This is a genomic window from Tardiphaga robiniae (assembly GCF_001618955.1).
In the GTDB taxonomy this organism is placed as follows: Bacteria; Pseudomonadota; Alphaproteobacteria; order Rhizobiales; family Xanthobacteraceae; genus Tardiphaga; species Tardiphaga robiniae_A.
Map to the genome: position 1 here is coordinate 100,849 of NZ_LVYV01000001.1, position 23,800 is coordinate 124,648.

26 protein-coding genes are annotated in these 23,800 nt (G+C 61.7%); 12 read left to right on the top strand and 14 right to left on the bottom strand.

The genetic code is table 11. The features are described 5' to 3' along the window. Positions 1-6: 6 nt before the first annotated feature. The 7 genes from A4A58_RS31730 to A4A58_RS00545 all read right to left on the bottom strand — a co-directional run bounded on the left by A4A58_RS31730 (position 7) and on the right by A4A58_RS00545 (position 5,944). The gene (locus A4A58_RS31730; protein ID WP_349509561.1) at positions 7-375 is read right to left on the bottom strand and encodes a hypothetical protein; all 369 of its coding nucleotides are present in this window, start codon (positions 373-375) and stop codon (positions 7-9) included. Beyond that, the gene (locus A4A58_RS00520; RefSeq protein WP_068728844.1) at positions 326-2,644 is read right to left on the bottom strand and encodes a mechanosensitive ion channel domain-containing protein; all 2,319 of its coding nucleotides are present in this window, start codon (positions 2,642-2,644) and stop codon (positions 326-328) included. The genes A4A58_RS31730 and A4A58_RS00520 overlap by 50 nt, the downstream gene beginning before the upstream one ends. A 215-nt stretch (positions 2,645-2,859) precedes the next feature. Beyond that, the gene (locus tag A4A58_RS00525) at positions 2,860-3,504 is read right to left on the bottom strand and encodes a tetratricopeptide repeat protein (protein WP_068728845.1); all 645 of its coding nucleotides are present in this window, start codon (positions 3,502-3,504) and stop codon (positions 2,860-2,862) included. 101 nt (positions 3,505-3,605) lie between these two features. Then, positions 3,606-3,731 carry a type B 50S ribosomal protein L36 gene (ykgO, locus tag A4A58_RS00530; RefSeq protein ID WP_055038661.1) on the bottom strand — a complete coding sequence of 42 codons (126 nt, stop codon included), beginning with the start codon at positions 3,729-3,731 and terminating at the stop codon, positions 3,606-3,608. A 240-nt stretch (positions 3,732-3,971) separates the two neighbouring features. Further along, the gene (locus A4A58_RS00535; protein WP_068728846.1) at positions 3,972-4,943 is read right to left on the bottom strand and encodes a Bug family tripartite tricarboxylate transporter substrate binding protein; all 972 of its coding nucleotides are present in this window, start codon (positions 4,941-4,943) and stop codon (positions 3,972-3,974) included. A 63-nt stretch (positions 4,944-5,006) separates the two neighbouring features. Beyond that, positions 5,007-5,447: a MaoC family dehydratase gene (locus A4A58_RS00540; RefSeq protein WP_068728848.1), complete on the bottom strand. Its 441-nt coding sequence runs from the start codon at positions 5,445-5,447 to the stop codon at positions 5,007-5,009. 20 nt (positions 5,448-5,467) lie between these two features. Continuing rightward, positions 5,468-5,944, bottom strand: coding sequence for a MaoC family dehydratase (locus A4A58_RS00545; RefSeq protein WP_068728850.1), 477 nt, complete (start codon positions 5,942-5,944; stop codon positions 5,468-5,470). Positions 5,945-6,050: 106 nt separating this feature from the next. On the opposite strand from A4A58_RS00545, the gene A4A58_RS00550 reads away from it, so the two are divergent. The 3 genes from A4A58_RS00550 (at position 6,051) to A4A58_RS00560 (ending at position 9,000) form a co-directional block, all read left to right on the top strand. After that, the gene (locus A4A58_RS00550; RefSeq protein WP_068728852.1) at positions 6,051-6,821 is read left to right on the top strand and encodes an IclR family transcriptional regulator domain-containing protein; all 771 of its coding nucleotides are present in this window, start codon (positions 6,051-6,053) and stop codon (positions 6,819-6,821) included. Positions 6,822-6,910: 89 nt separating this feature from the next. Beyond that, complete coding sequence (locus A4A58_RS00555; RefSeq protein WP_068728853.1) at positions 6,911-7,786, top strand: amidohydrolase family protein; 876 nt, start codon at positions 6,911-6,913, stop codon at positions 7,784-7,786. Then, a complete protein-coding gene (locus tag A4A58_RS00560) occupies positions 7,783-9,000 on the top strand; it encodes an O-antigen ligase family protein (RefSeq protein WP_068728854.1) in 1,218 nt (405 codons plus the stop codon). Before A4A58_RS00555 ends, A4A58_RS00560 begins: the two co-directional genes overlap by 4 nt. 18 nt (positions 9,001-9,018) lie before the next feature. Here the strand turns inward: A4A58_RS00560 and A4A58_RS00565 are convergent, their stop codons facing one another. Further along, complete coding sequence (locus A4A58_RS00565; RefSeq protein ID WP_081421642.1) at positions 9,019-9,756, bottom strand: glycosyltransferase family 25 protein; 738 nt, start codon at positions 9,754-9,756, stop codon at positions 9,019-9,021. A gap of 158 nt (positions 9,757-9,914) precedes the next feature. Here A4A58_RS00565 and A4A58_RS00570 point away from each other — a divergent pair, with 158 nt between their 5' ends. The 3 genes from A4A58_RS00570 (at position 9,915) to A4A58_RS00580 (ending at position 12,222) form a co-directional block, all read left to right on the top strand. Next, positions 9,915-10,412: a YbaK/EbsC family protein gene (locus tag A4A58_RS00570; RefSeq protein WP_068728856.1), complete on the top strand. Its 498-nt coding sequence runs from the start codon at positions 9,915-9,917 to the stop codon at positions 10,410-10,412. 432 nt (positions 10,413-10,844) lie between these two features. Beyond that, positions 10,845-11,366 carry a hypothetical protein gene (locus tag A4A58_RS00575; RefSeq protein ID WP_068728858.1) on the top strand — a complete coding sequence of 174 codons (522 nt, stop codon included), beginning with the start codon at positions 10,845-10,847 and terminating at the stop codon, positions 11,364-11,366. 70 nt (positions 11,367-11,436) lie between these two features. Further along, a complete protein-coding gene (locus A4A58_RS00580; protein ID WP_081421643.1) occupies positions 11,437-12,222 on the top strand; it encodes a FadR/GntR family transcriptional regulator in 786 nt (261 codons plus the stop codon). A gap of 1 nt (position 12,223) precedes the next feature. Here A4A58_RS00580 and A4A58_RS00585 read toward each other — a convergent pair whose 3' ends face one another. The 3 genes from A4A58_RS00585 to A4A58_RS00595 form a co-directional block, all read right to left on the bottom strand. After that, positions 12,224-13,516: a TRAP transporter large permease gene (locus A4A58_RS00585; RefSeq protein WP_068728859.1), complete on the bottom strand. Its 1,293-nt coding sequence runs from the start codon at positions 13,514-13,516 to the stop codon at positions 12,224-12,226. A gap of 40 nt (positions 13,517-13,556) precedes the next feature. Next, complete coding sequence (locus A4A58_RS00590; RefSeq protein ID WP_081421644.1) at positions 13,557-14,132, bottom strand: TRAP transporter small permease; 576 nt, start codon at positions 14,130-14,132, stop codon at positions 13,557-13,559. 83 nt (positions 14,133-14,215) lie between these two features. After that, positions 14,216-15,220, bottom strand: a complete 1,005-nt coding sequence (locus A4A58_RS00595; RefSeq protein WP_068728860.1) for a TRAP transporter substrate-binding protein — start codon at positions 15,218-15,220, stop codon at positions 14,216-14,218. Between the two features lie 348 nt (positions 15,221-15,568). On the opposite strand from A4A58_RS00595, the gene A4A58_RS00600 reads away from it, so the two are divergent. Next, positions 15,569-16,792 carry a bifunctional alpha/beta hydrolase/OsmC family protein gene (locus A4A58_RS00600; protein WP_068728862.1) on the top strand — a complete coding sequence of 408 codons (1,224 nt, stop codon included), beginning with the start codon at positions 15,569-15,571 and terminating at the stop codon, positions 16,790-16,792. A 19-nt stretch (positions 16,793-16,811) separates the two neighbouring features. On the opposite strand, the gene A4A58_RS00605 is transcribed toward A4A58_RS00600, so the two are convergent. Both A4A58_RS00605 and A4A58_RS00610 read right to left on the bottom strand, forming a co-directional pair. Continuing rightward, a complete protein-coding gene (locus tag A4A58_RS00605; protein ID WP_068728863.1) occupies positions 16,812-17,582 on the bottom strand; it encodes an esterase/lipase family protein in 771 nt (256 codons plus the stop codon). Positions 17,583-17,762: 180 nt separating this feature from the next. Continuing rightward, entirely contained in the window at positions 17,763-19,049 is a 1,287-nt protein-coding gene (locus A4A58_RS00610; protein WP_068728866.1) for a DUF445 domain-containing protein, read from the bottom strand. Between the two features lie 186 nt (positions 19,050-19,235). Here A4A58_RS00610 and A4A58_RS00615 point away from each other — a divergent pair, with 186 nt between their 5' ends. Then, positions 19,236-19,502, top strand: a complete 267-nt coding sequence (locus A4A58_RS00615) for a hypothetical protein (protein WP_068730348.1) — start codon at positions 19,236-19,238, stop codon at positions 19,500-19,502. 56 nt (positions 19,503-19,558) lie between these two features. On the opposite strand, the gene A4A58_RS00620 is transcribed toward A4A58_RS00615, so the two are convergent. After that, the gene (locus tag A4A58_RS00620) at positions 19,559-20,893 is read right to left on the bottom strand and encodes a dihydroorotase (protein ID WP_068728867.1); all 1,335 of its coding nucleotides are present in this window, start codon (positions 20,891-20,893) and stop codon (positions 19,559-19,561) included. A 150-nt stretch (positions 20,894-21,043) separates the two neighbouring features. Between A4A58_RS00620 and A4A58_RS00625 the strand changes: the two genes are divergently transcribed. The 4 genes from A4A58_RS00625 (at position 21,044) to A4A58_RS00640 (ending at position 23,775) form a co-directional block, all read left to right on the top strand. Continuing rightward, on the top strand, positions 21,044-21,928 hold the full coding sequence (locus tag A4A58_RS00625) for a YgfZ/GcvT domain-containing protein (RefSeq protein ID WP_068728869.1): 885 nt from the start codon (positions 21,044-21,046) through the stop codon (positions 21,926-21,928). Then, entirely contained in the window at positions 21,925-22,551 is a 627-nt protein-coding gene (locus A4A58_RS00630; protein ID WP_068728871.1) for a DNA-3-methyladenine glycosylase I, read from the top strand. Before A4A58_RS00625 ends, A4A58_RS00630 begins: the two co-directional genes overlap by 4 nt. 27 nt (positions 22,552-22,578) lie before the next feature. Next, on the top strand, positions 22,579-23,193 hold the full coding sequence (locus A4A58_RS00635; RefSeq protein ID WP_068728873.1) for a YfbR-like 5'-deoxynucleotidase: 615 nt from the start codon (positions 22,579-22,581) through the stop codon (positions 23,191-23,193). Positions 23,194-23,268: 75 nt separating this feature from the next. Beyond that, positions 23,269-23,775 carry a tyrosine phosphatase family protein gene (locus tag A4A58_RS00640; RefSeq protein WP_068728876.1) on the top strand — a complete coding sequence of 169 codons (507 nt, stop codon included), beginning with the start codon at positions 23,269-23,271 and terminating at the stop codon, positions 23,773-23,775. Positions 23,776-23,800 lie beyond the last annotated feature (25 nt).

The following is a 23,800-nucleotide window of genomic DNA, read 5'->3' on the forward strand; positions in this document are numbered from 1 at the left end:
ACGCACCTATTCTGGATCGTCCTTGTCTTCCGGCTCGTCTTTGTCGTCCACTTTCGGACACTGCGGAATGGTGGAACGCGCGAGCTTCGCGTCCTTCTTGGATTGATAGGGACCGCTGCTGAAAAAACGCGGGCCGACGACGTCTAGCGTTGGATTGCTCGTGACGATCTCGCAGGTGCTGGTCTGGTTGTTGCCACCGACCCAGAAGCCACCATCTGCCAGAGAGGCCGTGGCCAGATCGCAGAGGCCGTGGCCAGATCGCGAATATGGGTGCCATCGCGTCCCACATAGCCCTTTGGTTAGTCCGGAGCGGCAGCGATAATGACTAGCTCGCGCGGCGCTGCGCTGACTTGCTCTGCTGGATATCTGCGTCATTGTCCTCTGCAGCTTCAGTGGTCGGCGGAGGCAACTGCATCAGGACGGTCTGTCCGGGTGACGCGATCTCGATACCTTCTTCCTGGAAGCGAATTTTCATGCGGCGATTGAATTCGCGCTGCACCGCCCAGCGGCCGGAATCGGTACACCTGATCTGCCCAACGATCGTCGCCATCGAACCATCGACCTTGTCGACGCCCCACAATTCGAGATCGCTGCGGATCAGCGGCTTGAAAGCTGCCTCATTGCGCATCTGCTCGACGATGTCCTTCAGCAACTGGCCGGCGCGGTCGGTATCTTCCTTGTAAGCGACGCTGACGCTGACGGCCGCGTTGCCTGCACCGCGGCTGGCATTGGTGATGGTGGTCACCGCGCTGAAGGGAATGATGTGAACCGAACCATCGCCGGCACGCAGCCGGATGGTACGGATCGAGACGTTTTCGACGACACCTGACAGGCCCGACACCGTGACGTTGTCTCCAACCTGCACGGTGCTTTCCAACAGCAGAAACAGGCCGGTAATCACGTCCTGCACCAGCTTCTGCGAACCGAAGCCGATAGCGATACCGAGGATGCCGGCACCAGCGAGCAGCGGCGCAACATTGACACCGATCTCGCTCAGCGCGGTGAGCGCAACCACCGCGATGATTACACCGAGCAATGTCGTGCGCAGCATCGGCTGGAACGTGCGCAGACGCGCCGCGCGGGCGAAATGAGCATCGCGCGTCAGCGCCGCGAGCTGACGCTCCATCAGCGCATTGCTACCTTCCCACACGACCGCAGCGACAATGGCAGCGATGCCGACGGTGATGACAGCCGAGACGACCCGACTGCCGATCTGGCCGCCATAGAACCAGACAATGGCATTGACGCCCCACACTTCCAGCAAGGCAACCAGGCCGATCACCGTGATGATCGTTGCGACGACCTTGCGCAACAGTGGCAGATAACGATTGGCACGCGTCTCAAGACCCGGAAAGCGCTGCAGGATTTCCGGTTTGATGCGGAAACCGCGATCGATGAGGCTCAGCGCAATCATCGAGACGAGCCGGGTCACCAGCGCGACAATGACCGTGCCGACGATATATCGCAGCAGCAATGCATAGCCGTTCTGGATATTGAGCGCCCAGATGGTCCAAGCCGCCATCACGACGACAATCGCCAGCACATGCCAGAGACTGGCGAGGCGATTGCGCATCGCGCTCAGGAAGCCCGTAGCGCCGATCGGCGCGCGGAGTGCATCGGCAACGGGCTTCCGGCACTGCAGGACGATGACGACGACAAACAGATGCACGACCAGCATCACGAGCTTGATCAGCGCGAAATGCGCCGAGCGATAGAGGCCCATCATCAGGGCGACATTGGCGATTGCGATGCCGGTGGCGCCAACGCCGACGATGCGACGCGTCCAGATTTCGAGATAGGCTGCGGTCTCCTCCTTCACCCTGAACAGAGCGAGCGGCCCGAACAACGCGCGCATCGCGCAGATGATGGCGCGCGCCACCACATAGCTGTTTACGATCGCAAGGATCGCGAGGCGGGTGATCCCGGCATCGCCGATCTGGGTGCCGAGCAACAGCGACACCGTGCCGGTGAAGACGAAAATCGGAAACAATTCGAGGAGAAGACGCCCGACGACATAGGGAAGCCGCAGCAGCGATTGCCAGGCCCGGGTCAGGCTGCGCCGCCGTTTGTTGAGATCGGGCGCCTCGGTGAAGTCGGCCGTGGACGACGGTGGATCGGCACGTTCGATGAGCGAGGACGGCGCACGGGCGACGAAAGGAATGCGCGCCTCGAGCGCGGCCTGCGGCTTGCGCAGCAGCCAGACCATGAGCCATTCCGCCGCCAGCGCACCGCCGAATACGACAACAAGCTTCCAGGCGATGTCGAACAGGAGATGATAGGTGGCGGGATCGTTCGCGCTGCGCTGTAGCCAGTACCACAGGGCCGGAAAGCGCGTGACCGATTGCACGGCTGTCGAGACCTCGCGCGTGATATCGCCGAGCTGATCGGAAATCGTCACCAGCAATTGCGCACCCAGACTGTCGGCGTCGAGCGGAATGGCAGGCTTCTTCTCCGGCGATGCGGGTGTCGCCGCGGCGATCGCCCGCAGCGTATCGATCATCTCTTTGCGCTTGACGTCGTCTTGCAATGTGTCGAGCGCAGCCTTGGCCTGATCGGGGGACAGCGTCGAAGCTGCAGGCGCCGGCGGCGCATCAGCTTTCTGCGCCAGCGCAGGGCTGGTCACAGCAGCCATCGGTGCGGCCATCAACACACATAGCAAAGCGAATAGCGGAAATGACTTCGGCGCCAAAAGGTGTCCCTTCCTGTGGCTCGGAAAACGCCCTTTTCGCCCGTTTCCTGTGTCAGAAGTTTGATTCCCCGGCGACGATGTCTTGTTTTTCCATCGCGGGCAGCAGGGATGCATCAAAGCAGGGCGATGTTCCCGCGATGTCCCGCGAGCGTCCCAGCTTTCAGGGAATCTCAGATATCGCGGCCTTCGACCTTTTCGGTCAGGGTCTTGACCAGCTCCGGCACCTTTTCGAGATGCGGATTGACCGCAAGCGCCTTGCGGAACGCATCAAGCGCACGCTTGTCGTCGCCCAGCTCCTGCATGATCATGCCGAGCCCTGCCAGAGCACCGAAATGCCGGGGTTCGCGTATCAGCACCTGCTCGATATCCTGCAGCGACCGGGTGTAATCGTTCTGCAGGTAATACAGCGTCGCGCGCCGATTCCAACCCTCGACATAATCCGGGCGCAGCTTCACCACCGCGCTCAACAACTGCAGCGACAGATCGACCTGCTTGGCGTCCAGCGCCGTCTTGGCGCGGGTCATCAGCAGCGCGGTCGTATCGCTCGTGGTCTGCGACCACAGGGCCCAGATGCGGCCTTCGACGTGTTTGGCACTGGCTTCGTCCGGCGCCGCTTTCAGCGCACCAAACAGGAAATCAAGACCGCGCGTCTTGTCGGCATTGACCTTCGGCAATTTGGCGGGCGGCTCGGGAATCTTCTTCGGCGCATCCGGGGTCACGACCTGCGGATCTCGCACCTGCGCATAGACGGGAACTGCAGCCAGAAGTGCGCTCAGCAGAATGCCAAAACCTGCGGCCGGGATTCTCAATGCCATGCCGCAAGTCTAGACACGAAAAAACGCGCTGCAAAGCAGCAGCGCGTCAAACACCTGTGATGTCGTGAGGCCAGCCGGCAAAATGCCGGCCGAGCAGCAACTCAACCCTGGCGAGCCTTGAAACGGCGCTGGGTCTTGTTGATCACGTAGACGCGGCCCTTGCGGCGGACCAGGCGGTTGTCGCGGTGACGACCACGCAGCGATTTCAACGAGTTACGGACTTTCATCGGTCAATCCTGATAGCTTGCGATACTGACGTCAAAGGCCGTGCGCAGCAGGCCGAAATCAGCGAAAATGAGCTTGAACCCGCTGGCGACCAAGTCGCCCGGGACCCGCGGTTTCTAAGCCATCGGGCGCCGGACTGTCAATCCGATCCAGGCATCTGGCGACCACCAGATCGATATTTGCAGGTATTTTGGTGGCTTGGGGGTCCGGGAACAGCCACCGGACCCTCAAACCCGTGCGGATCACTCTTGCGGAACATTCGCGGTTTTCACCACTGCGCCCCACTTCTTGATCTCCGAATCGACGAAAGCCGTGAATTCAGCTCCCGTCAGCTTGCCCGGCTCGACGCCTTGGGTGGCGAATTTCTCGCGGGTCGCGGGTGCCGCCAGAATTTCCTTCATGGCCGCGACCAGCTTCGTATAGGCCGGGCTGCCATTGGCTTGCGGCATATACATGCCGAACCAGGCGGTCGCCTCGAACCCCTTTACGCCGGCCTCATCAAGGGTCGGGGCATTGGGCAGCGACGCCGCGCGTTGCGCGCTGGTGACAGCGAGCACGCGGATGTTGCCCGCTTCGGCAGCAGGCAGAACAGTCGGCAACGTATCGAACATGATCGGAATATGACCGCCGATCAGGTCGTTCATCGCCGGCGCGGCACCCTTGTAAGGGATGTGCTCGATATTGATTCCAGCCATCTGCTTAAACAATTCACCCGACAGATGATTGGCGCCGCCGACGCCGGCCGATCCGAAGGACAGCTTGCCGGGCTGCTTCTTCGCCAGATCGATCAACTCGGCGACCGACTTCGCCGGAAAGTCCTTGGTCACAACAAGCGCATTTGGCGCCGTCGCGATCAGGGCGATCGGCGAGAAGTCCTTCTGTGTCTCGTAAGGCAGACTCTTGCGCAGGCTCGGATTGATCACGTGATGCGTGGCCGTGACCAACAACACGCTGCCATCGGCGGGCGACTTCACGACAACTTCCGAACCGATCGTGCCCGATGCGCCGGGCCGGTTCTCGACGATCGTGGTGACGCCGAGCTTCTCGCCCAGATATTGCGCAATGAACCGTGCGAGGATGTCCGTCGTGCCCCCCGCTGGAAACGGCACGATGATCTTGATCTGACTGACTGGAAAATTCTGCGCCAGCGCGCCCGACAACATGACAAAAGTCATCGCCAGACACGACAGGGCGAGCCTCGTGAGCTTCTTCATTTCGATCCCTTGCCTGTTCTTGTCCGGCGTGCGGACTATGCCGCACACCGTTGCATTGAGCCACTAGGCTGTCAGCGGAAATTCAACCATCGCCTCGCCAACAGCGACCTTCTCGTCGTTCTGGTTCTTCACCAGCACGTCGATCAGCACCCAGCGCGACTTCTCGGTGGTCTGCTTGGCCTTGATGATGCCAACCGGCTGGATCGTGTCGCCGGGCTTCACCGGCTTGACCCAGCGTGTTTCGAGACGGCGATGGATTGCACCCGCAGGATAGGCCCAGTCGGTCAGCATCCGGGTGATCAGCCCGAAATTATTCATGCCATGCATGATGATGCCGCCGAAATTGGTCTTGCCGAACGAGTTCTTCATGTAGTTGTCGTCGAGATGCAGCGGATTGTAGTCGAGCGATCCATCGCAGAAGAGCCGGATCGACTCGCGCGACACTGCGAAGCTCGGACCGTCGATGGTGTCGCCGGTGGAGAGTTTATCAAAGCTGGTTGTCATGGTTGATCTCCTTGCCACGCTCACATCGGGCGGATGGTCTGGCCGCGGCCAGAACAGATGACGTCGCCGCGCTGGTTGAAGAACACGTTGTCGTGGACCACGAACAGCCGCTCGCGCTTGATGAACTTGTCGAGCGCGCGGGCCTGCAGGGTGACGGTGTCTCCGGGCCGTGCCGGGATGTTGTAGCTCCAGGACTGGCCGGCATTGACGGTGCCAGGTGTGCGCATCCAGTCGTCGGCCGGCGTGCAGGAGAACATCAGCAGAATGTGGATCGATGGCGGCGCGATCAGACCGCCATAGGGCGACGCCTTCGCGTAAGCCTCGTCGAAATACAATGGGTGGTTCTCGCCAACCGAGCGGCAATAAAGCTGGATCGCCTCCCTCGTCAGGACATAAGGCAGCGTCTTGCGTAGCTCGCCCGGGACGATCTCGTCCCAGACCTTGCGCAGGTTCGCGTCCTTCCAGAAATCGGTTTCAAAAACTTCCGCTTGCGCCATAGCGCCTTCTCCACTAGCGTTCACCAGGCGAACTTTATGGCCGCCTTACGAACAAATATAGGCGCGGTTTCCCGGGACTGACAAGTCCGAACCGGTAGGATGGTGCATGGCCAAAGACAGTGACGGTTTCGTTCGGGCGATCGCCCGTGGTTTTGCGGCCGTCGAAGCGCTGGGTCGCCCACCGGGTCGGCACACGCTCTCGGAAGTCGCCGCGATCGCGGGCCTCAGCCGCGCGACGGCGCGCCGGATGCTGGCGACGCTGATCGTGATGAAATATTGCGAAGCCGATGGTCGCTATTTCAGCCTACGCCCGCGGGCGCTGGGGCTTGGCCTTTCCTACCTCAATGCACTGCCTTACTGGGGCTACGCGCAACGCGCTTTGGAAGACCTGCGCAACGAAATCGGCGAATCCTGCTCGCTGGCCGTGCTGGACGAGACCGAGATCGTCTATGCGCTGCGATTGCCGGCGCAGCGCATTCTCTCGGCCAATCTCGCCGTCGGCAGCCGCCTGCCCGCCCACGTGGTGTCGCTCGGCCGGGTCCTGCTGGCAGCCCTGCCGCCGGACCAGCGCACGCACTATCTCGCCACCACCGAATTCAAGCAGATCACCCCACGCACCATCACAGATCCCGCGCTGCTGGAACGCGAGCTCGAACGCGTCGAGGCCGAAGGCTATGGCTGGATCGATGGCGAGCTCGATCCAGCGATCTGCGGCATCGCCGTCCCCGTCCGCGACCACGGCGGCCGGGTCGTCGCGGCGATCAGCGTGAATGCGATCTCGGGCACGATGGACGAGGCGACGGCAAAGGAGAAATACCTGACCGCGCTCCGCCGCACTGCGCAGGATATCCGGACACAGTCCTTCTCCAACGGCTAGGCCGACAGCGTTCCGCGCCTTTCATTCAGCAGGCCGGTTTGCTAGAGCAACCGCCAACGATAATGATGAAATTACGGGAGACGCGGGACATGAAATTGCTCAATCCGGACGACTTGGTCGCCATCGACATCCACACCCATGCGGAAGAGCCATGCGGCTGCCACGCGGACGATGGCTATGATGATTTCCAGGCCCGCATGGCCGAGTATTTCAAGTCACCGCACAAGCATCCGCCGACCGTGCAGGAAACCGCCGCCTATTACCGCGAGAAGAAGATCGCCGCAGTGATCTTCCCGGTGGATGCCGAGCGCGAGACCGGTTTCCGCCGCTACAGCAACTACGAGATGCTGGAGATCGCCAAAGAAAACGCTGACGTGCTGATCCCGTTCGCGTCGATTGATCCGCACAAGGGCAAGCTCGGCGTGCGCGAGGCGCGCAAGCTGATCTCCGAATACGGCGTCAAGGGTTTCAAGTTCCACCCGACCATGCAGGGCTTCTACGCCAATGACCGCATGGCCTATCCGCTCTATGAAGCGATCCAGGAAGGCGGCGCCATCGCGCTGTTCCATACCGGCCAGACCGGCGTCGGCTCCGGTATGCCCGGCGGCATGGGAATGCGGCTGAAATATTCCAACCCGATGTATATGGACGACGTTGCGGTGGATTTTCCGGACATGAAGATCATTCTCGCGCATCCCTCCTTCCCCTGGCAGGAAGAAGCGCTGTCGGTCGCGACCCACAAGCCCAACGTGTATATCGACCTGTCTGGCTGGTCGCCGAAATACTTCCCACCGATTCTGGTGCGCTACATCAATTCGATCCTGCAGGATAAGATGCTGTTCGGCTCCGACTGGCCGGTGATCATGCCGGATCGCTGGATGGCCGACTTCGCCAAGCTCGACATTCGCGACGAGGTGCGTCCGAAGGTCCTGAAGAACAACGCACGGAAACTCCTGGGCATATGACGAACAACGATCTGCCGCGCAAACTTGCGGATGCCCGGCAGATCGCTGCCATTGCCACCGGCTTCTCGCTGCCGTTCTCAACCAGCGGTCAGGCTATTGCGGTGTCGATCTTTGCAGTGCTCGCGCTGCTGACACTCGACCGCGATCGTTTCATCGCCACATTGCGGAGGCCTGCGGCCTATCTGCCGGTCGCGCTGTTCGTGCTGATCCTGGTCGGCGTGCTCTGGTCGATACAGCCGCTCAGCGGCGCGATCAGATGGGTTGGTCCCTACGCCAAGCTGCTGCTGATCCCATTGGTAATGGCAACGGCATTTACGCCGAAACAGGCGTTACAAATCGCTTATGGCTTTCTTGCCGCCTGTATATGTCTTCTCGCCCTGTCATGGGCTGCATTCCTGTGGCCCACGGGACCGTGGGGGTGGTTCAAAGCGCCCGGCGTGCCCTTCAAGGACAACGCGGTTCAATCCGGCTGCTTCGCACTTTGTGCCTTCGCTCTGGCGGTCGGCGCGATGCGTATCTGGGTGCAGGACACCCGCCGCGCCATTGCGATGGTCGTGCTCGCGCTTCTGTTCTTTGCCGACATTTTCCTGATCTATGTGTCGAAGACCGGCGCGATCATGGCCACCGCATTGCTCGGTTTATTCGTCATCCATGCCGGCGGCTGGCGCCGCTCTGCCATGGTCGCGGTCGCAGCCATGATCGTGATCGGCATCGCATTGCTGACCTCGCCACAAGCCCAGCGCCGGATTGCAGAGATCAACTCGGACATCAACGCCAATAGCGGCCAGACCGCCGCCGGCGAAACAGTTTCGACCGCATCGCGGCTGGATTTCTGGAGCAAGGCAGTCGGCTTCGTGAAGGCCTCGCCCATCGTCGGCCACGGCACCGGGAGCATCAAGCCGCTGTATCAGAGCATGGAGGCGACGAAGCCGTCGCCCTATGGCCAAGCCACGCCCGATCCGCACAATCAAACGCTGCATACCGTGCTGCAGGTCGGCCTGATCGGCGGGCTGCTGCTATGGGCCATGTGGATCGCGCATGCACGGCTTTTTCTCGCGCGCGATTATGTCAGCATCATCGGCCAGGCGGTTGTATTGCAGAACGTGATTGGCTCTCTATTCAACAGCCACATCTCGGCGGTGACGCAGGGGATGCTGTACTGTCTGGCAGTGGGATTGCTCGGCGCGTTGGTGCGCAATGCGCATTCGGAATGACCGGCCGGAAGCCGCCAATTACTTCAGCTTCAGCCACCGCTTCAAATAACGCCGCCTGAACTTCTGCACGGCAAACTGTATGCGCAGCTGCAATTGCGCATGCCCTTTGCGATCAAGCGAGCTCTTGAACACGCCGTTGAGCGAGCCTTGCTCGGCAAGCGGCGGTTCTGGCCACAGGAACGGGATGCCCATGGCGGGATCGCCGGTGTTGAAGGCGATGTCGATAGGCTCATGCATCGGATGCCGCGCGATCCAGTCAAGTCGCGCCGAAGCCTCGGGTGCACCCAACACATAGGCTTCCATATTACGCACGCGATTGCCGGGATAGACAATTTGGCCCGGGCGCAACGCCGACGCCGGGGTGTAAAAATTGGTCGCGGCGCCAAGATGCAGAATGCGCGGCCGCGGCCACTTTTCGGCTTCATCAAGCACGTGCTTCAACCGTTCGCAAAAATCCGGTACCAGCAGAGCGTCGTCTTCAAACACCAGCGCCAGATCCTGGCCGCGCTCGCGGATGCGCTGCATGGCGACCACATGTTTCAGCGCGCAGGATTTCTGCCGCAGCGTGAGGTCGGCGCCTTCGGCGAAATAAGCCCGATCGACATCGGAGGTGATCTCATCGGCATCGAAATCCAGGACCCACTCGAACGTGATGCCCGCACGGTCGAGCTCGCACTGGATATGCTCCGTGCGCTCGGGCAACGACTTGGCATGGATCACATAGGCCGGCAGCATCGAGGGTAAGCTCCAGAACATCGCCCGGCACGGTCAGCCAGACAAGAGCCCGTATAAGGTCAAAACTGGCGTGAGGGAATGGCGCGGCAGCGCCGCCCCAGTTCCCCAATGCACAGATGTGACTTCACTTTGTTGGCGACATGTGAGAGGGCGTGGCGGTATGTCACCGAGACCGCATCATGAGCCTTGAGTCCGTCCGCGCCTTTCTCACCACCAACGCCCCCGAATTATCCGTCACCGTCACTGAAAAAAGCTCGGCCACGGTCCTTCTCGCCGCCGAGGCGTTGGGCGTCGAGCCCGGCCAAATCGCCAAGACACTGTCGGTGCGGGTCGGCGACCGGGTGGTGCTGGTGGTGACCAAGGGTACAGCGCGGCTCGACAACAAGAAGGCACGCGATGCACTTGGCGGCAAGCCCCGCATGCTGGGGGCCGACGAGGTCGTTGCCCTCACCGGCCATCCGGTCGGCGGCGTCTGCCCGTTCGGCCTGGCAATGCCATTACAAGTCTACTGCGACGTGTCGCTGAAGGAATTCGCCGAGGTGTGGCCGGCGGCGGGCTCGGTCAACAGTTCGGTGCAGATGTCCCCGGCACGGATGGCCGAACTGACCGGGGCCAGCTGGGTCGATGTTTGCCAGGAGCCGGCGTCAGTGCAGGAGCAAGCTCCCGCGATGGGTTGAGGCAGCGAGAATAATTCACTGCCGTTCATTGCCGGCAGAGAACAAGCCAACCGCCGTCCGGCACGAGAGCAGCGCGGGTATTGCTATTTTTGCCGGGGGATCGACTTCCCCCGCGCAAGGCACGATTTTCCGGGTGTCGTCCCTGAGGACGCTCGGCCGCGCAGCAACATGTGCGGCCCAACCGGACAAGGACCATGCGCTTCAAAGCCTCGTCTCATCGCCCACAGTCGTCGAAGACCTGGAAGCAGGTCGTGGCGTCGATCGTGGCCGCAGCTGCAGCCGGACTACAGTCCGCTGGCGCCTGAACGCGCTCTGTAGACGTCCGCTGGAGCGCAAACGCCGCTGGCGCCAGGTTCCCGCGTTATCAAAATCTTGAGGGTATATAGCTAGGGTTGCATCCGGCCGTGTGTAAATCGGCGGGGGGACCTCGAGATGCGGCTCGTGCCGATCACCGACGCCGACAGAAGCTGGGCTTCGCTGAAGTCGCAGTGGCGTAAGGCTGCCGAGGCAGCCGAGGAAGACTTCTCCACTTACACCCAGGGTATTTTCGCGGCGTTGGACCCTGTCATGCAGGGCGGCAAGGGTGGGTTGTACGGCCTCTACGACGGCACCGTTCCGCAGGCCTTCTGTCAGGTCAGCAAACTTCTGATGCCCAAATTCGAAGGTCCCGTGCTGCGTTGCCGCTTCATGACCGTGTCGCCGACCTACGACTTCGGGAGTGCCGGTCTCGATAAATACGGACAACTGCTGATCGAGCTGTTTTCCGGCATGGTCTGGCTGTCGCGCAACGCCCTCTCCGCCAGCCATATCCAGTTTCACCTGCGCAGCCCTGCCGACGCGCAGTTCCTCGCACCATTGCAGGCTCCGGTGCCCGACTCGCCGTTCCAGCGCTTCACCATTAACGGCGCCTGGGTCGAATGCGATCTCAAGCTGCCCGAACTCGAAACAATGTAAGAGCGTGCAGCGCAATACCGCGTGCCGCAAGCTTGCGCAGCGACATCGGCGATGATAGCCCGGTTGTACGATGACCGGACAAGCTAAGCCACGCACCAGGCGCAAGACACCCAATGGGGCCGCAGGCACGCCTTTGCTGCGACCGCTCAATCCCGTGCGCCGCCGCACCGAGGAGGTGGTCGAGCGTATCGCCGCCCAGATCACTGAAGGTCGCTTGCCAGCAGGCGCGCGCCTGCCGACCGAGCAGGCCATGATGGCGGCCATGGGCGTCAGCCGCACGGTCGTTCGCGAGGCGATTGCGGCACTCCGCGCCCGGGGTCTTGTAACCACCCGGCAAGGCGCTGGCGCCTTCGTCAACAGCGAACCCGATCAGCAGCCTTATGCCATCGACCCCGACGGTCTGGGCTCAATCGGCAGCGTGATCGAAATTCTTGAACTGCGCACGGCCATCGAGATGGAGGCCGCGGCTATAGCCAGCGAGCGCGCCACCGCTGCCCAGATCAGAGCCATTGCCAAGGCCGCGGCTACCTTCAGCCGCGCCATCGCCAATGGCGACCGTGCGGTGAAGGAGGACTTTGACTTCCACTTCGCCATTGCCGTCGCCACGCAGAATGCGCGCTTCGTCGGCTTTCTGGAATTCCTTGGCGGTCTTATCATCCCGCGCCAGAGCATCCGCACCTTCGATGGCAAGGTCGAATTGCAGAAGCGCTATCTCGAGAGCATCGAGAAAGAGCATCAAGTCATCGTCAATGCGATCAGCGCCCGTTCACCGCGCAAGGCTCGCGATGCGATGCGCCGGCATTTGCTGAACGGTAAGGAACGCTACAAGCAGTTGTCAGTCGATCCGGTCCAGTAGCTCACCTGAAGCCGAACGCGTGCGGCAGCGCCATCGAGAACCACGGTACGTAAGTCACCAGCATCAAGACGGCGAACATCACCCAGTAAAACGGCCAGATCCCGCGCATCACTTCGTCCACCGAGACTTTGCCAATGGCGCAGCCGACGAACAGCGTGGTACCGACCGGCGGCGTCAGCAGGCCGATGCCGAGATTGAGCAGCATCACGATGCCGAAATGCACGGGGTCGATCCCGAAACTCTTCACCACCGGCAGCAGGATCGGCGTGCAGATCAGCAGCAGCGGCGCGAGATCGAGCGCAGTGCCGAGAATCAGCAGCATGATGTTGAGCCACATCAGCAGCACATATTTGTTCGACGAGATCGCGACGAAGAACTCGGTCATGTGCATCGGCATCTGCATCATCGCCGCGACATAGCCGAAGCATGACGCGGTCGCGACCAGCGTCAGCACCATCGCCACCGTCTGGAGCGTCCGGTAGGTCAGCATCGGCAGCTCGGACCATTTGTAGTCGCGATAGATGAACATCGTGACGAAGAAGGCCCAGACGCACGCCACAGCGCCAGCCTCGATTGGCGTGAACACGCCAGTGAGAATGCCGCCGAGCACAATCACCAGCGTGACGATGCCCCAGGTGGCATCCCCCAGCATCTTCAGCGCCTGCTTCACTGGCACCGGCTCGCCCTTCGGATGACCATCGCGATAGGCAAAGTAGAGACACAACAGCATGATCGCGAAGCCAAGCAACAGACCGGGCACGATACCTGCCAGGAACAGGCTGGTGATCGAGACCACGCCGCCGGTCGCCAGCGAATAGATCACCGCATTGTGGCTCGGCGGCACCAGGATCGCCTGGACCGAGGCGGAGATGGTCACATTGGTGGCGAACACCCGTGGATAACCCTTCGCCGCCATCTGCGGGATCATCACCGAGCCAATCGCCGACGTATCTGCGACCGACGAGCCGGAGATTCCGGACATGATGGTGGTGGCCAGAATATTGACTTGCGACAGGCCGCCGCGGATGCGCGTGAAGCCGACCACGACGGCTGCAAAATCCACCAGCCTTCGGGCCATGCCGCCTTCTGCCATGATGGCGCCGGCCAGCACGAAGAACGGCACGGTCAGCATCGACACCTTGCCGACGCCGCTGGAGAGTTGCTGCATCACCGCTGCAACGGGCAGATCGATCCACAGCGCGCCGACCAGCGCCGAAAGCGCCAGCGCAAAGGCGATCGGCATGCCGACGGCGAAGAACAGACACATGCTGAGCAGAAGAACGGCGATGTCCACGTCGGATTTTCTTTGTTCTGGCTGGAGCTGATCGGCGAAACTAGTCGAGAGGTATGTGTGCGTCGCTGCCATCCTGCGGCGGCGGACCGATGGTCAGGCGTTCGACAACAAAGAGAAACATCATCGCGCCGGAAACGGGGATCGGCATGTAGGTGATCCCGACAGATAACCAGGGAAATTCATCCACCGAATTGCCCCAGGTGGCCATCACCAGCTTCATGCCCCAGATCACCATGAACAGCGCCACTGCAGCCATCAGCAGCTCGCTGATAAAGGCGGCTACGACACGCGCGTGAGGCGGCAGCAGGTTGGTACCTACCGTCATGTTCATGTGGATACGCTGGCGATAGCAGTTGGCAGCGCCGATGAAAGTCACCGCTATCGTCAGCAACACCGCCAGAGGCTCCGGCCATGACGCCGCGCTGTTCAAAATGTAGCGGGTGTAAACAGCCCAAGGGATAATCGCGGAGATCAGCACAAGCGCCAGGCAAGAAAACACAGCACCGGACCAGTACAGTGCGTTCATGGCGCGGCGGAACGCGTAAGCCGCACCATGGCTGGCCGTATCTGCGTGATGATTGGATGCAGCCGGCAGTTTGGAAATAACGTCAGACATGAAGACCTCAGGTAACGCGACGGAAGCGCAGGCCTATCCTGTCGTCCCCGCGAAAGCGGGGACGACAGAATGAGAATATGCCGCTAGCTCACCGCAGCAATGCGCTTGGTCATCTCGGCGTATTTCGCGCCGTATTTGTCCCACACCGGCTTCACGGCATCGCGGAACGGCTGCTTGTCGATGGACGTGACGATGTCGGTGCCGACTTCCTTCATCTTGTCGAGCGCGGTCTTCTCCGCCTCATACCAGAGCACGCGCTGTTCGAGCTGCGCTTCCCGGCCGAATTTCTTCAGCAGCGCCTGATCGTCCGGTGTGAGCTTCGCCCATGACGCTTTCGAGAACACCAGCAATTCCGGAATGATCAGATGCTCGGTCATCGAGAAATACTTGGCGACCTGGAAATGGTTCTGCGCCACGAAGGATGGCAAGTTGTTCTCGGCCCCATCGACGACGCCGGTCTGCATGGCGCTAAACACCTGATCGAAGCCCATGGCGACGCCGTTGCCACCTAGCGCATTCATGGTGTCGATAAACAACGGATTGCCGATCATCCGGATCTTGAGACCCTTGAGATCGGCGAGCGTCTTGATCGGGCGTTTGCTGTTATAGATGTTGCGCGAGCCGGCATTCATCCAGCCAAGCGCGACCAGACCGGTTTTTTCATTAGCCGTGATCTTGTTCAGCAGCTCGGTGCCGATCTCGCCATCGAGGACCGCCTCCATGTGCTTCGAATCGCGGAACACGAACGGCATGTTGAAGACGTTGACGTCATCGACCACGGGGCCGACCGCACCGACAGAGATGCGGGCGATCTGCAGAGCGCCGACCTGGGCCTGCTCGATGGCTTCCTTCTCGCCGCCAAGCTGCATGGACGGATACATCTGGATGGTGAGCCGGCCGCTCGTGGCGGCATCCAGCTTCTTGCCCATCCGGACCACGGATTCGACCGTGGGATAGCCGAGCGGGTGGACGTCGGAAGCTTTCAGCACCATCTTGGTCTGCGCTTGCGCAGGCGTGAGCCGCCCGAGGCCGGTCGCTCCGACGGCAAGTGCGGCCAGTCCGCCTTTGACGACATCTCTTCTCTTCATGGACGAAATCCTCCCTGTGAATTTCCCGATGCGGCGCGTTGGCCATTATTCTGGTTCGCCCCTTTGCGGGGTCGATCTTGTCACAATTCTAGGAGCGTGCCGGCCCGCCGTCCATCAGCTTGTGCCGGCAGCGCACCCCAAAAGTTGTACGATGACCCGACATCTAGCACCGACATCGGAGGCCGGCAAGCGCGTGCTCGAGCGGCCGCGCAGAACTAAAGTTCAACCCGAGGTGCAGCGCGAAGAGAGCGGCAGCTCGGCCTCATTTTCGCACGGGGTGTTGGGTACCCGCTGATTGATTGGATGGAATCGGTGTAGAAAGAGACATCTGTCATGACAGGAGCCCACGTGCCAACTGAACGCTTTCAATTCCCCGGCGCGGCCGGCCATATGCTGGCGGCGGCGCTTGACCTGCCCGATGGCGATATCCATGCGTATGCGTTGTTCGCGCATTGCTTCACCTGCGGCAAGGATGTGCTTGCGGCGCGGCGCATCTCCGCGGCGCTGACGCTCAAGGGCATCGCCGTGCTGCGCTTCGACTTCACCGGCCTCGGCTCCAGCGAGGGCGATTTCGCCAATAGCACGTTCTCGTCGAATGTCGCCGATCTCGTAAAGGCCGCCGACCATTTGCGCGAGATGCGACAGGCGCCGGCGATCCTGATCGGCCACAGCCTCGGCGGCGCAGCGATCCTCGCCGCCGCTGAACAGGTGCCGGAAGCCAAGGCCGTTGTCGCCATCGCGGCGCCCTCCGATCCCGCGCATGTCACCGACATGTTCGCCGAACATGTCGACGCGATCCGCGAAAAGGGCGAGGTCGAGGTCAAGCTCGCCGGTCGGCCATTCAGCATCAAGCGTGAATTCCTCGACGATATCGCCGAGCACAATCTGATCGCCAAGGTCGCCAGGCTGCACAGGGCGCTGCTGATCATGCATGCGCCCACCGACGACACAGTAGGCATTGACAACGCCACGAAGATTTTCGTCGCTGCCAAACATCCCAAGAGCTTCGTCTCGCTGGCCGGCGCCGATCATCTGCTCACGCAAAAGCATGACGCGATCTATGTCGCCGATGTCATCGCTGCCTGGGCCGGGCGCTATCTCAATGCGGTCGCCGTCACGCCCGGAGCGATCCTGCCTGAAGAGCCGCGCAAGGTGGAGGTGAGCGAGACGCGCACCAGCAAATTCCAGCAGGTCATCACTGTCGGCCCGCATCAGATACTCGCCGACGAGCCGATCGCCGCCGGCGGCGAGGACACCGGACCCGGTCCGTATGATCTGCTGCTCAGCGCGCTCGGAGCCTGCACCGCGATGACCATGCGGCTCTATGCCGAACGCAAGGCATTGCCGATGGACCACGTCACGGTGACGCTGAACCACAAGAAGATCTACGCTAGGGATTGCGAGGAATGCGAGACCAAGGACGGTATGCTCGACCAGATCGAGCGCGTCATCACGATCGACGGCAAGCTCGACGCCGAGCAGCGCACAAAGCTCATGGAGATCGCGGACAAGTGCCCGGTACACCGGACACTGACATCTGAGATCAGGATCGTGACGACAGCAGCAGAGTAAGCGCGTCGCTGACGCGCCTTTATCTGTTAGGATCCGGATAGACCAGGCTGCGCCAGCCTGAGCGATCGAACGGCGCCCACGCGCCTTCCTTCTGCGCGAGACGCTCCGCCACTGCATAGACGACAGCGGGGTGATGCCCCATCCCGCAATGGCTGCTCTCGACCTCGATGCTCTCGGACATCGCCGATGACTTCTCCATGCAGCCCTCCCAGGCACAGACACCGTCGGTGCGGCTGTAGATCGCGGTGGTCGGGACTGGCGGCGTATCGGCAAGCGAACCACCGAAATCGTCGTCGGTGTCATCGGCGCGTTTGCCACTGGCGAATTCATAGACGCGCCAGGCATTGGTGGATTTCGGATGGCCGGCAAACGGGCTCCCCAGCGTGATCACCGAACGGACGCGGTCCGGCATCATCTTGGCGAGCTGGCGTGCGTAAAGGCCGCCGAGACTCCAGCCGACCAGACTCACCTTGCGGCCGTGGGTCTCGTTCATCTCTTTCAGCAATTCGACCATGCTGCCCTGCACACCGTCGCGCAAACCGAGATTCCGGCCCTGCTTCCAGCCGCTGACGGCATAGCCGCGGCCCTTAAGGAAGGTGCGGAGCGGACCTGTCGAAACATCCGAGGCCACAAGGCCCGGCAGTACCAGTACCGGATGACCATCGCCACGCGGCGCGAGATTCAGCAACGGCAGCGCACCAAGAAACGCGCCGAATTCGTGGACCGCACGGCCTTCAAGGAACATCAGGGTTTTCGATGGGGGACGTTGCGCCTGGGCCGTAGCCGACATCTGATTTCCTCTCGCCGGCGCGTTGGCCGGTCATATCGATTGATTTGAAAGCAGCCTCACAGGGAGGGAATCACACAACGCGCCGCAAGTATCAGTTCACTCAAGTTAAGGTCGGGTTTGCGGCAGTTCAAGCACATCCCGATACCCCCGGCGCCTCACTTCCGCAATGCGGAACTGCTCTCACAGCAGTCGCAACAAATATTCGATCGTGTAGAGCGCCAGCCCGGCGAGCCCGCCGATCAGCGAGCCGTTGAAGCGGATATATTGCAGATCGCGGCCTATATTGACTTCGATGACACCGATCAACTGCTGCATGTCCCAGCCCTTCACCTGATCGGCGATAAAACTAGACACGCCGCTTTTCTGATCGGCGATGAACGTGCGCAGCACCACGGCGATGCCCTGGTTGATCTCGCCGCGCATCTCGGCATCGGCGCGCAGCGCTGCGCCGGCCTCGACGAACACATTGGCGAGATGATGTGCCAGTACATTGCTTTCACCCGATGCACTGCGCTCGATGAAGCTGCGCGCATTGTTCCAGAGATTACGCCCAAGTTCGGCAAGCTCGGGGCGCGCAAGCAGATCGCGCTTCAACCCATCAATGCGACCGGTGAAGCCGGGCTCGGTCTCCAGCCGATCGACGAAGGACAACAGCATGCGATCGAACTCACCACGGAACGGATGCGCAGGATCCTTGCGTACATCGTCGAAGAAGGTCGTGGCCGACGCGACGATGCGCTTTAGCAGGAACGCATCGGCGCGATAGAGTTTGAGCAATGTCGGCAGCTCGTCGCGAATCTTGTTCTTGATGACGGCCAGCGTGTCCGGCTCGGTCAGCGCGCCATGCATGGCGCCGAGCAGATTGTCGAGCAGGCCCTGATGGCGACCATCGCGAATGAAGCCGCGCATGGTGCCGGCAGCGATGGGCGCGAGATCAACCGACTGCAGCTGGGTCATCACGCGGCGCGTGATGAAGGTTTTGAGACCAGACGTTTCCGTCGCCGACATCGCCTCCGGCAACAGCCGCAGCAAGAAACGCGCGAGATCCGCGCTACGCTTTTTATCGCTCAACCAGTCTGCAACGAAACTCGCAAAATCCACCTCACGTAATTTAGCCTCGACCGGCGCGGCTTCGAGGAAATGCACCTCGATGAATTCACCCAGCTTGTCGGCAATGCGATTTTGGTTCGCCTGGATGATCGCGGTGTGTGGAATCGGCAGACCCAGCGGCCGACGGAACAGCGCGACAACGGCGTACCAGTCCGCCAATCCGCCGATGGTCGCGGCTTCCGCAAAGGCCGCAACGAATCCGAACACGGGATGAGTCGGCAGCAGGATTTTTGCCGCTATGAACACCACCAGACAGCTCGCCAGCACCAGGGCCGCGATCGCCTTGACGCGGCGCAACTCTGCTGCGCGCGCAGCGTCGCCGGGACTCGCGAAAGACGAAAAACTGTTTGCGTCCATAGGCTTCCTCAACCGGTCAAGATGGCCGGTTCCCGCTGTTAACATAATGTCGGACAATGTGAGTCGCTGTTGTTAACCTTTCCTAAAGATGTCGCTCGCGGAACCTGCTCCGCGTGGTAAATCTCGATTCGAACTTGCGAGGCGCGCTTCGCTTTGATGCGCGCCGAAGACCGTTTTGGGAATTTCATGAGCGAATCATTGTCGTACCGCCCCGCCCGCGATCCGCTACCGGATCAGGAACAGAAGCAGGCCGCGCTGAGCTATCTCAACGAAGCCTGGGCGGAAGCACGGCATGACGGCGTCGATGGCGATTGCCTCGCGCAGGCCAGCCTGTTCGCAGCCTTTGCCGAGCTCGTCGGCACCTATGGCGAGGACGCCGTGGCGAAGTTTGTCGAGGGTCTTCCGGGCCGCGTGCGCAATGGCGAGTTCTCGCTGACACTGGCACGGCAGTAGTCACATAGCTCTGACTGTCGTCGCCCGCTTTCGCGGGCGATCCAGCCTGAGATAGCTTACGCCTTCAGCGTTTCCAGGAATTTCACCGTCTCGCCCTGCGACGGCGTAACCAGCTCGCCCTGCCACATCACGCGGCGGCCGCGCACAAAGGTGCCGACGGGCCAGCCGGTGACTTTCACACCGTCATAGGGCGTCCAGCCGGCTTTCGAGGCTACCCAGTCATTGGTGATGGTCTCGGTGCGCTTGAGATCCACGATGGTGAAGTCGGCGTCATAGCCCGCCGCGATGCGGCCTTTCATGGCGATGTTGTAGAGCCGCGCGGGACCGGCACTCGACAGATCGACGAAGCGTGCCAGCGACAGGCGGCCGGCGTTGACGTGATCCAGCATGATCGGCACCAGCGTCTGCACGCCGGTCATTCCCGAGGGCGACGCCGGATAGATTTTCTTCTTTTCCTCGCGCGTGTGCGGCGCGTGGTCGGAGCCGAGCACATCGATGATGCCCTGACTGATGCCATTCCAGATGCCGTCGCGATGGCTGGCATCCCGCACCGGCGGGTTCATCTGCGCCAACGTGCCGAGGCGTTCGTAGCATTCTGGCGCCGCCATGGTCAGATGATGCGGCGTCGCTTCGCACGAAGCCACGTCCTTGTGGTCGCGCAGATAGTCGATCTCTTCTTTCGTTGAGATATGCAGCACATGGATGCGCTTGCCGGTCTCGCGCGCAAGGTTGACCAACCGCTGCGTCGCCATCAGCGCCGCAGTCTCGTCGCGCCACACCGGGTGCGAACGGGTGTCGCCTTCGATGCGCAGGTTCTTGCGTTCATTGAGGCGATATTCGTCCTCGGCATGAAACGCCGCACGGCGCTTGATGACCTGGAAGATGCGGCGCAGGCTGTCGTCATCCTCGACCAGCAGCGCGCCGGTCGACGAGCCGATGAACACCTTCACGCCGGCGCAGCCGGGCGCACGTTCCAGCTCCGGCAGGTCCTGCACGTTCTCGCGGGTCCCGCCGATGAAGAAGGCATAGTCGCAATGCATGCGATGATGACCCCGCTTCACCTTGTCGGTGAAGGTCGCCTCGTCGATGGTCAGCGGATTGGTATTCGGCATCTCGAACACGCCGGTGACGCCGCCCATCACGGCGCTGCGTGATCCGGTCTCCAGGTCTTCCTTCTGCTCTAGGCCCGGCTCGCGGAAATGCACCTGGGTGTCGATCACGCCGGGCAGGATGTGCAGCCCCTTGCAGTCGATCACTTCAGCGGCCGAGGCAGCACCGAGCGATCCGATGGCCGCGATTCGGCCATTGCGAATGCCGATATCGCGCACACCCTCGCCGTCCTGATTGACGACGGTGCCGTTCTTCAAAATCGTATCGAATGTCTGGGTCATCTGGTCTCGTCACAGCCTGTGAATGCCGCGCAGGATGAGCGCGGGCCTTGTTGTCGGCATCTTAGCGGCTTAACTTTAGCTGTCATATCCGCCAGCCGTGATTCACCCTCGTTTCCTGGCTCGTTTATTGGATTTTTCGAGATTTTCCCAATGAAAGCAGCGTTTCTCCCCGATCGGGGTGTGGTGAAAATCGCCGGCGACGACGCCCGCGGTTTCCTCAACAACCTCGTGACTTCCGAGATCGAGGTGGTGACGCCTGGCACCGCGCGGTTCGGCGCGCTGCTGACGCCGCAGGGCAAAATCATCGCCGACTTCCTCATCACCGAAGCGCCGGCCGGCCATGGCGGCGGGCTCCTGATCGACTGCCCGCGCGAACTGGCACAACCGCTGGCCACCAAGCTCGGCTTCTACAAGCTGCGCGCCAAGGTGACCGTGGAAAATCTCTCCGACGCGCTCGGCGTGCTCGCGGTGTGGGACGGCGAGCCCGGCATGAAGCCGGACCTCGCCTTTGCCGATCCGCGCAACGCTGCGCTCGGCTATCGCATCCTCGTGCCGGCGGATCTCGCCGCTAAGACGGCGGCGCTGGTTGGGGCCGAATTGGTCGATGCGTCGGCCTATGAAGCGCATCGCATCAGCCTCGGCGTGCCGCGTGGGGGCGCCGACTTTGCCTATGGCGACGCGTTCCCGCACGAAGCCAATATGGACAAGCTCTCCGGCGTCGATTTCGACAAGGGCTGTTACATCGGCCAGGAGGTCGTCTCCCGCATGCAGCATCGCGGCACCGCGCGCACGCGCATTGTCGGCGTCACGCTGGATGGCGCGGCGCCGGCCGCCGGCACTGAAATCCGCGCTGCAGACAAGCCGATCGGCACCATGGGCTCGTCTGCCGATGGCCGTGGCCTCGCCATGATCCGCACCGACCGCGCCAGTGATGCGCTCGATGCCGATGCCGCTTTCACGGCCGGCGACATCGCCATTCATCTGGCCGACGCCGCTGCGGTGCGTGCACTGGCCACGAAGAAGACCCCCGCATGACCAAGCCCGCGATCACGCATGCCGACGGCAAGACGCGCTGCCCGTGGCCCGGTGAAGATCCATTCTATGTCGCCTATCACGACACCGAATGGGGCGTCCCGGAATATGACGACCGCGCGCTCTACGAGAAGCTGATCCTCGATGGCTTCCAGGCCGGCCTCTCCTGGATCACGATCCTGCGCAAGCGCGACAATTTCCGCAAAGCATTCGATGACTTTCAGCCGGAGAAGATCGCGCGCTACAGCGAGAAGAAAGTTCATGCGCTGATGAGCGATGCCGGCATCGTGCGCAACCGCGCCAAGATCGAAGGCGCGATCCTCAGCGCCAAGGGCTATCTGAAAATCATGGAAGAAGGCGCCGGCTTCTCGAAATATCTGTGGGACTTCGTCGACGGCAAACCGCTGGTCAACAATTTCAAGACCCATGGCAGCGTGCCTGCCTCGACACCGCTATCGGCCAAGATTTCGAAAGACCTGCAGGCACGCGGCTTCAAATTCGTCGGCCCGACCATCGTCTATGCCTTTATGGAGGCCACAGGCATGGTCAACGATCATCTCGTGACCTGCTTTTGCCACGAGGCCTGCATGGGCCTGAAGCGTAAGCCGCGCCTCAAGACGAAGTAGCAGTAAGAAACTCAAGACCAAGAACAGATGGCCAAATCGAAATTCTCCACTGACGTCGCTACCCGCGCCTGGCAACGCATGCTGTCGGGCCGGCGGCTTGATCTGCTCGATCCCTCGCCGCTCGATATCGAAATTGCCGATATTGCCCACGGGCTAGCGCGCGTCGCGCGCTGGAACGGGCAGACCCACGGCGCGCATATTTTCTCGGTGGCACAGCACACGCTTCTCGTGGAAGCCGTGTTGCGCGAGCAAATGCCGCGCGCCGACGAGCGCGTGCGGCTCGCGGCCCTGCTGCACGACGCACCGGAATATGTCGTCGGCGACATGATCTCGCCGTTCAAGGCGGTGATCGGCGGCGATTACAAGGTAATCGAGAATCGCCTGCTCGGCGCCATCCACATCCGCTTCGGCCTGCCGCCGGCGCTGGCAGCGGAGATCACCAAACAGATCAAGGCCGCCGATATGGGCGCCGCCTATCTGGAAGCCACACGCCTTGCAGGCTTCAAGGAAGCCGAGGCAAAGCGTCTGTTCGGCAAGGATCCCGGCCTCTCGGAAGCCATGGTGGAAGATTACCTGACGCCGTGGTCGGCGGGGAAGGCTGAGAAGCGGTTTCTGGCAAGGTTTGAGGCGCTGCTGGCGTAATTTAAACTCCGTCATGCCCGGGCATGACGTGGAGAGAACGGAGCGTTATAACGACGCTCAACAAAAGGTTCACCGATGATCCACGTCTGCTCGCTCGCCGATCTGCATCCCACCGTGAAGGACACGGCCGCGAGCCACGTGCTCACCATCATGGCCAATGTCGCCCAGGTGCAGCGGCCGCCGTCGATCAGCGAGGCCAATCATCTCAGGGTTCAGGTCGACGACATCACCGAGGCGATGGACGGCTTTGTCGCGCCCAACGAAGGCCACATCACGCAGGTGCTAGACTTCGTCCGCGGCTGGGATCGCGCCTCGCCGCTGGTGATCCATTGCTATGCCGGCATCTCGCGTTCCACCGCCAGCGCCTTTGCCGCCGCCTGCTTGCTTAATCCAGACCGCGACGAGCGCGACATCGCGCTGCGAATCCGCGCGGCCTCGCCGATCGCCTCCCCCAACCGCCTGCTCGTGACCCTCGCCGACAAGGCGCTCGGCCGCGGCGGCCGCATGGTCCGCGCGCTCGACGAGATGGGTCCCGGCAATCTGACCGTGATCGGCAAGCCGTTCCGCCTCGATCTGGATTAATTCCAGCAATTGCGCGCCAAATACA

What these genes read in the sequence shown, in the direction of transcription:
- A4A58_RS31730 (WP_349509561.1), bottom strand. Translation starts at nt 375, where the DNA reads ATGACGCAGATATCCAGCAGAGCAAGTCAGCGCAGCGCCGCGCGAGCT.
- A4A58_RS00520 (WP_068728844.1), bottom strand. Translation starts at nt 2,644, where the DNA reads ATGGCCGCACCGATGGCTGCTGTGACCAGCCCTGCGCTGGCGCAGAAA.
- A4A58_RS00525 (WP_068728845.1), bottom strand. Translation starts at nt 3,504, where the DNA reads ATGGCATTGAGAATCCCGGCCGCAGGTTTTGGCATTCTGCTGAGCGCA.
- ykgO (WP_055038661.1), bottom strand. Translation starts at nt 3,731, where the DNA reads ATGAAAGTCCGTAACTCGTTGAAATCGCTGCGTGGTCGTCACCGCGAC.
- A4A58_RS00535 (WP_068728846.1), bottom strand. Translation starts at nt 4,943, where the DNA reads ATGAAGAAGCTCACGAGGCTCGCCCTGTCGTGTCTGGCGATGACTTTT.
- A4A58_RS00540 (WP_068728848.1), bottom strand. Translation starts at nt 5,447, where the DNA reads ATGACAACCAGCTTTGATAAACTCTCCACCGGCGACACCATCGACGGT.
- A4A58_RS00545 (WP_068728850.1), bottom strand. Translation starts at nt 5,944, where the DNA reads ATGGCGCAAGCGGAAGTTTTTGAAACCGATTTCTGGAAGGACGCGAAC.
- A4A58_RS00550 (WP_068728852.1), top strand. Translation starts at nt 6,051, where the DNA reads ATGGCCAAAGACAGTGACGGTTTCGTTCGGGCGATCGCCCGTGGTTTT.
- A4A58_RS00555 (WP_068728853.1), top strand. Translation starts at nt 6,911, where the DNA reads ATGAAATTGCTCAATCCGGACGACTTGGTCGCCATCGACATCCACACC.
- A4A58_RS00560 (WP_068728854.1), top strand. Translation starts at nt 7,783, where the DNA reads ATGACGAACAACGATCTGCCGCGCAAACTTGCGGATGCCCGGCAGATC.
- A4A58_RS00565 (WP_081421642.1), bottom strand. Translation starts at nt 9,756, where the DNA reads ATGTTCTGGAGCTTACCCTCGATGCTGCCGGCCTATGTGATCCATGCC.
- A4A58_RS00570 (WP_068728856.1), top strand. Translation starts at nt 9,915, where the DNA reads ATGAGCCTTGAGTCCGTCCGCGCCTTTCTCACCACCAACGCCCCCGAA.
- A4A58_RS00575 (WP_068728858.1), top strand. Translation starts at nt 10,845, where the DNA reads ATGCGGCTCGTGCCGATCACCGACGCCGACAGAAGCTGGGCTTCGCTG.
- A4A58_RS00580 (WP_081421643.1), top strand. Translation starts at nt 11,437, where the DNA reads ATGACCGGACAAGCTAAGCCACGCACCAGGCGCAAGACACCCAATGGG.
- A4A58_RS00590 (WP_081421644.1), bottom strand. Translation starts at nt 14,132, where the DNA reads ATGTCTGACGTTATTTCCAAACTGCCGGCTGCATCCAATCATCACGCA.
- A4A58_RS00595 (WP_068728860.1), bottom strand. Translation starts at nt 15,220, where the DNA reads ATGAAGAGAAGAGATGTCGTCAAAGGCGGACTGGCCGCACTTGCCGTC.
- A4A58_RS00605 (WP_068728863.1), bottom strand. Translation starts at nt 17,582, where the DNA reads ATGTCGGCTACGGCCCAGGCGCAACGTCCCCCATCGAAAACCCTGATG.
- A4A58_RS00610 (WP_068728866.1), bottom strand. Translation starts at nt 19,049, where the DNA reads ATGGACGCAAACAGTTTTTCGTCTTTCGCGAGTCCCGGCGACGCTGCG.
- A4A58_RS00615 (WP_068730348.1), top strand. Translation starts at nt 19,236, where the DNA reads ATGAGCGAATCATTGTCGTACCGCCCCGCCCGCGATCCGCTACCGGAT.
- A4A58_RS00620 (WP_068728867.1), bottom strand. Translation starts at nt 20,893, where the DNA reads ATGACCCAGACATTCGATACGATTTTGAAGAACGGCACCGTCGTCAAT.
- A4A58_RS00625 (WP_068728869.1), top strand. Translation starts at nt 21,044, where the DNA reads ATGAAAGCAGCGTTTCTCCCCGATCGGGGTGTGGTGAAAATCGCCGGC.
- A4A58_RS00630 (WP_068728871.1), top strand. Translation starts at nt 21,925, where the DNA reads ATGACCAAGCCCGCGATCACGCATGCCGACGGCAAGACGCGCTGCCCG.
- A4A58_RS00635 (WP_068728873.1), top strand. Translation starts at nt 22,579, where the DNA reads ATGGCCAAATCGAAATTCTCCACTGACGTCGCTACCCGCGCCTGGCAA.
- A4A58_RS00640 (WP_068728876.1), top strand. Translation starts at nt 23,269, where the DNA reads ATGATCCACGTCTGCTCGCTCGCCGATCTGCATCCCACCGTGAAGGAC.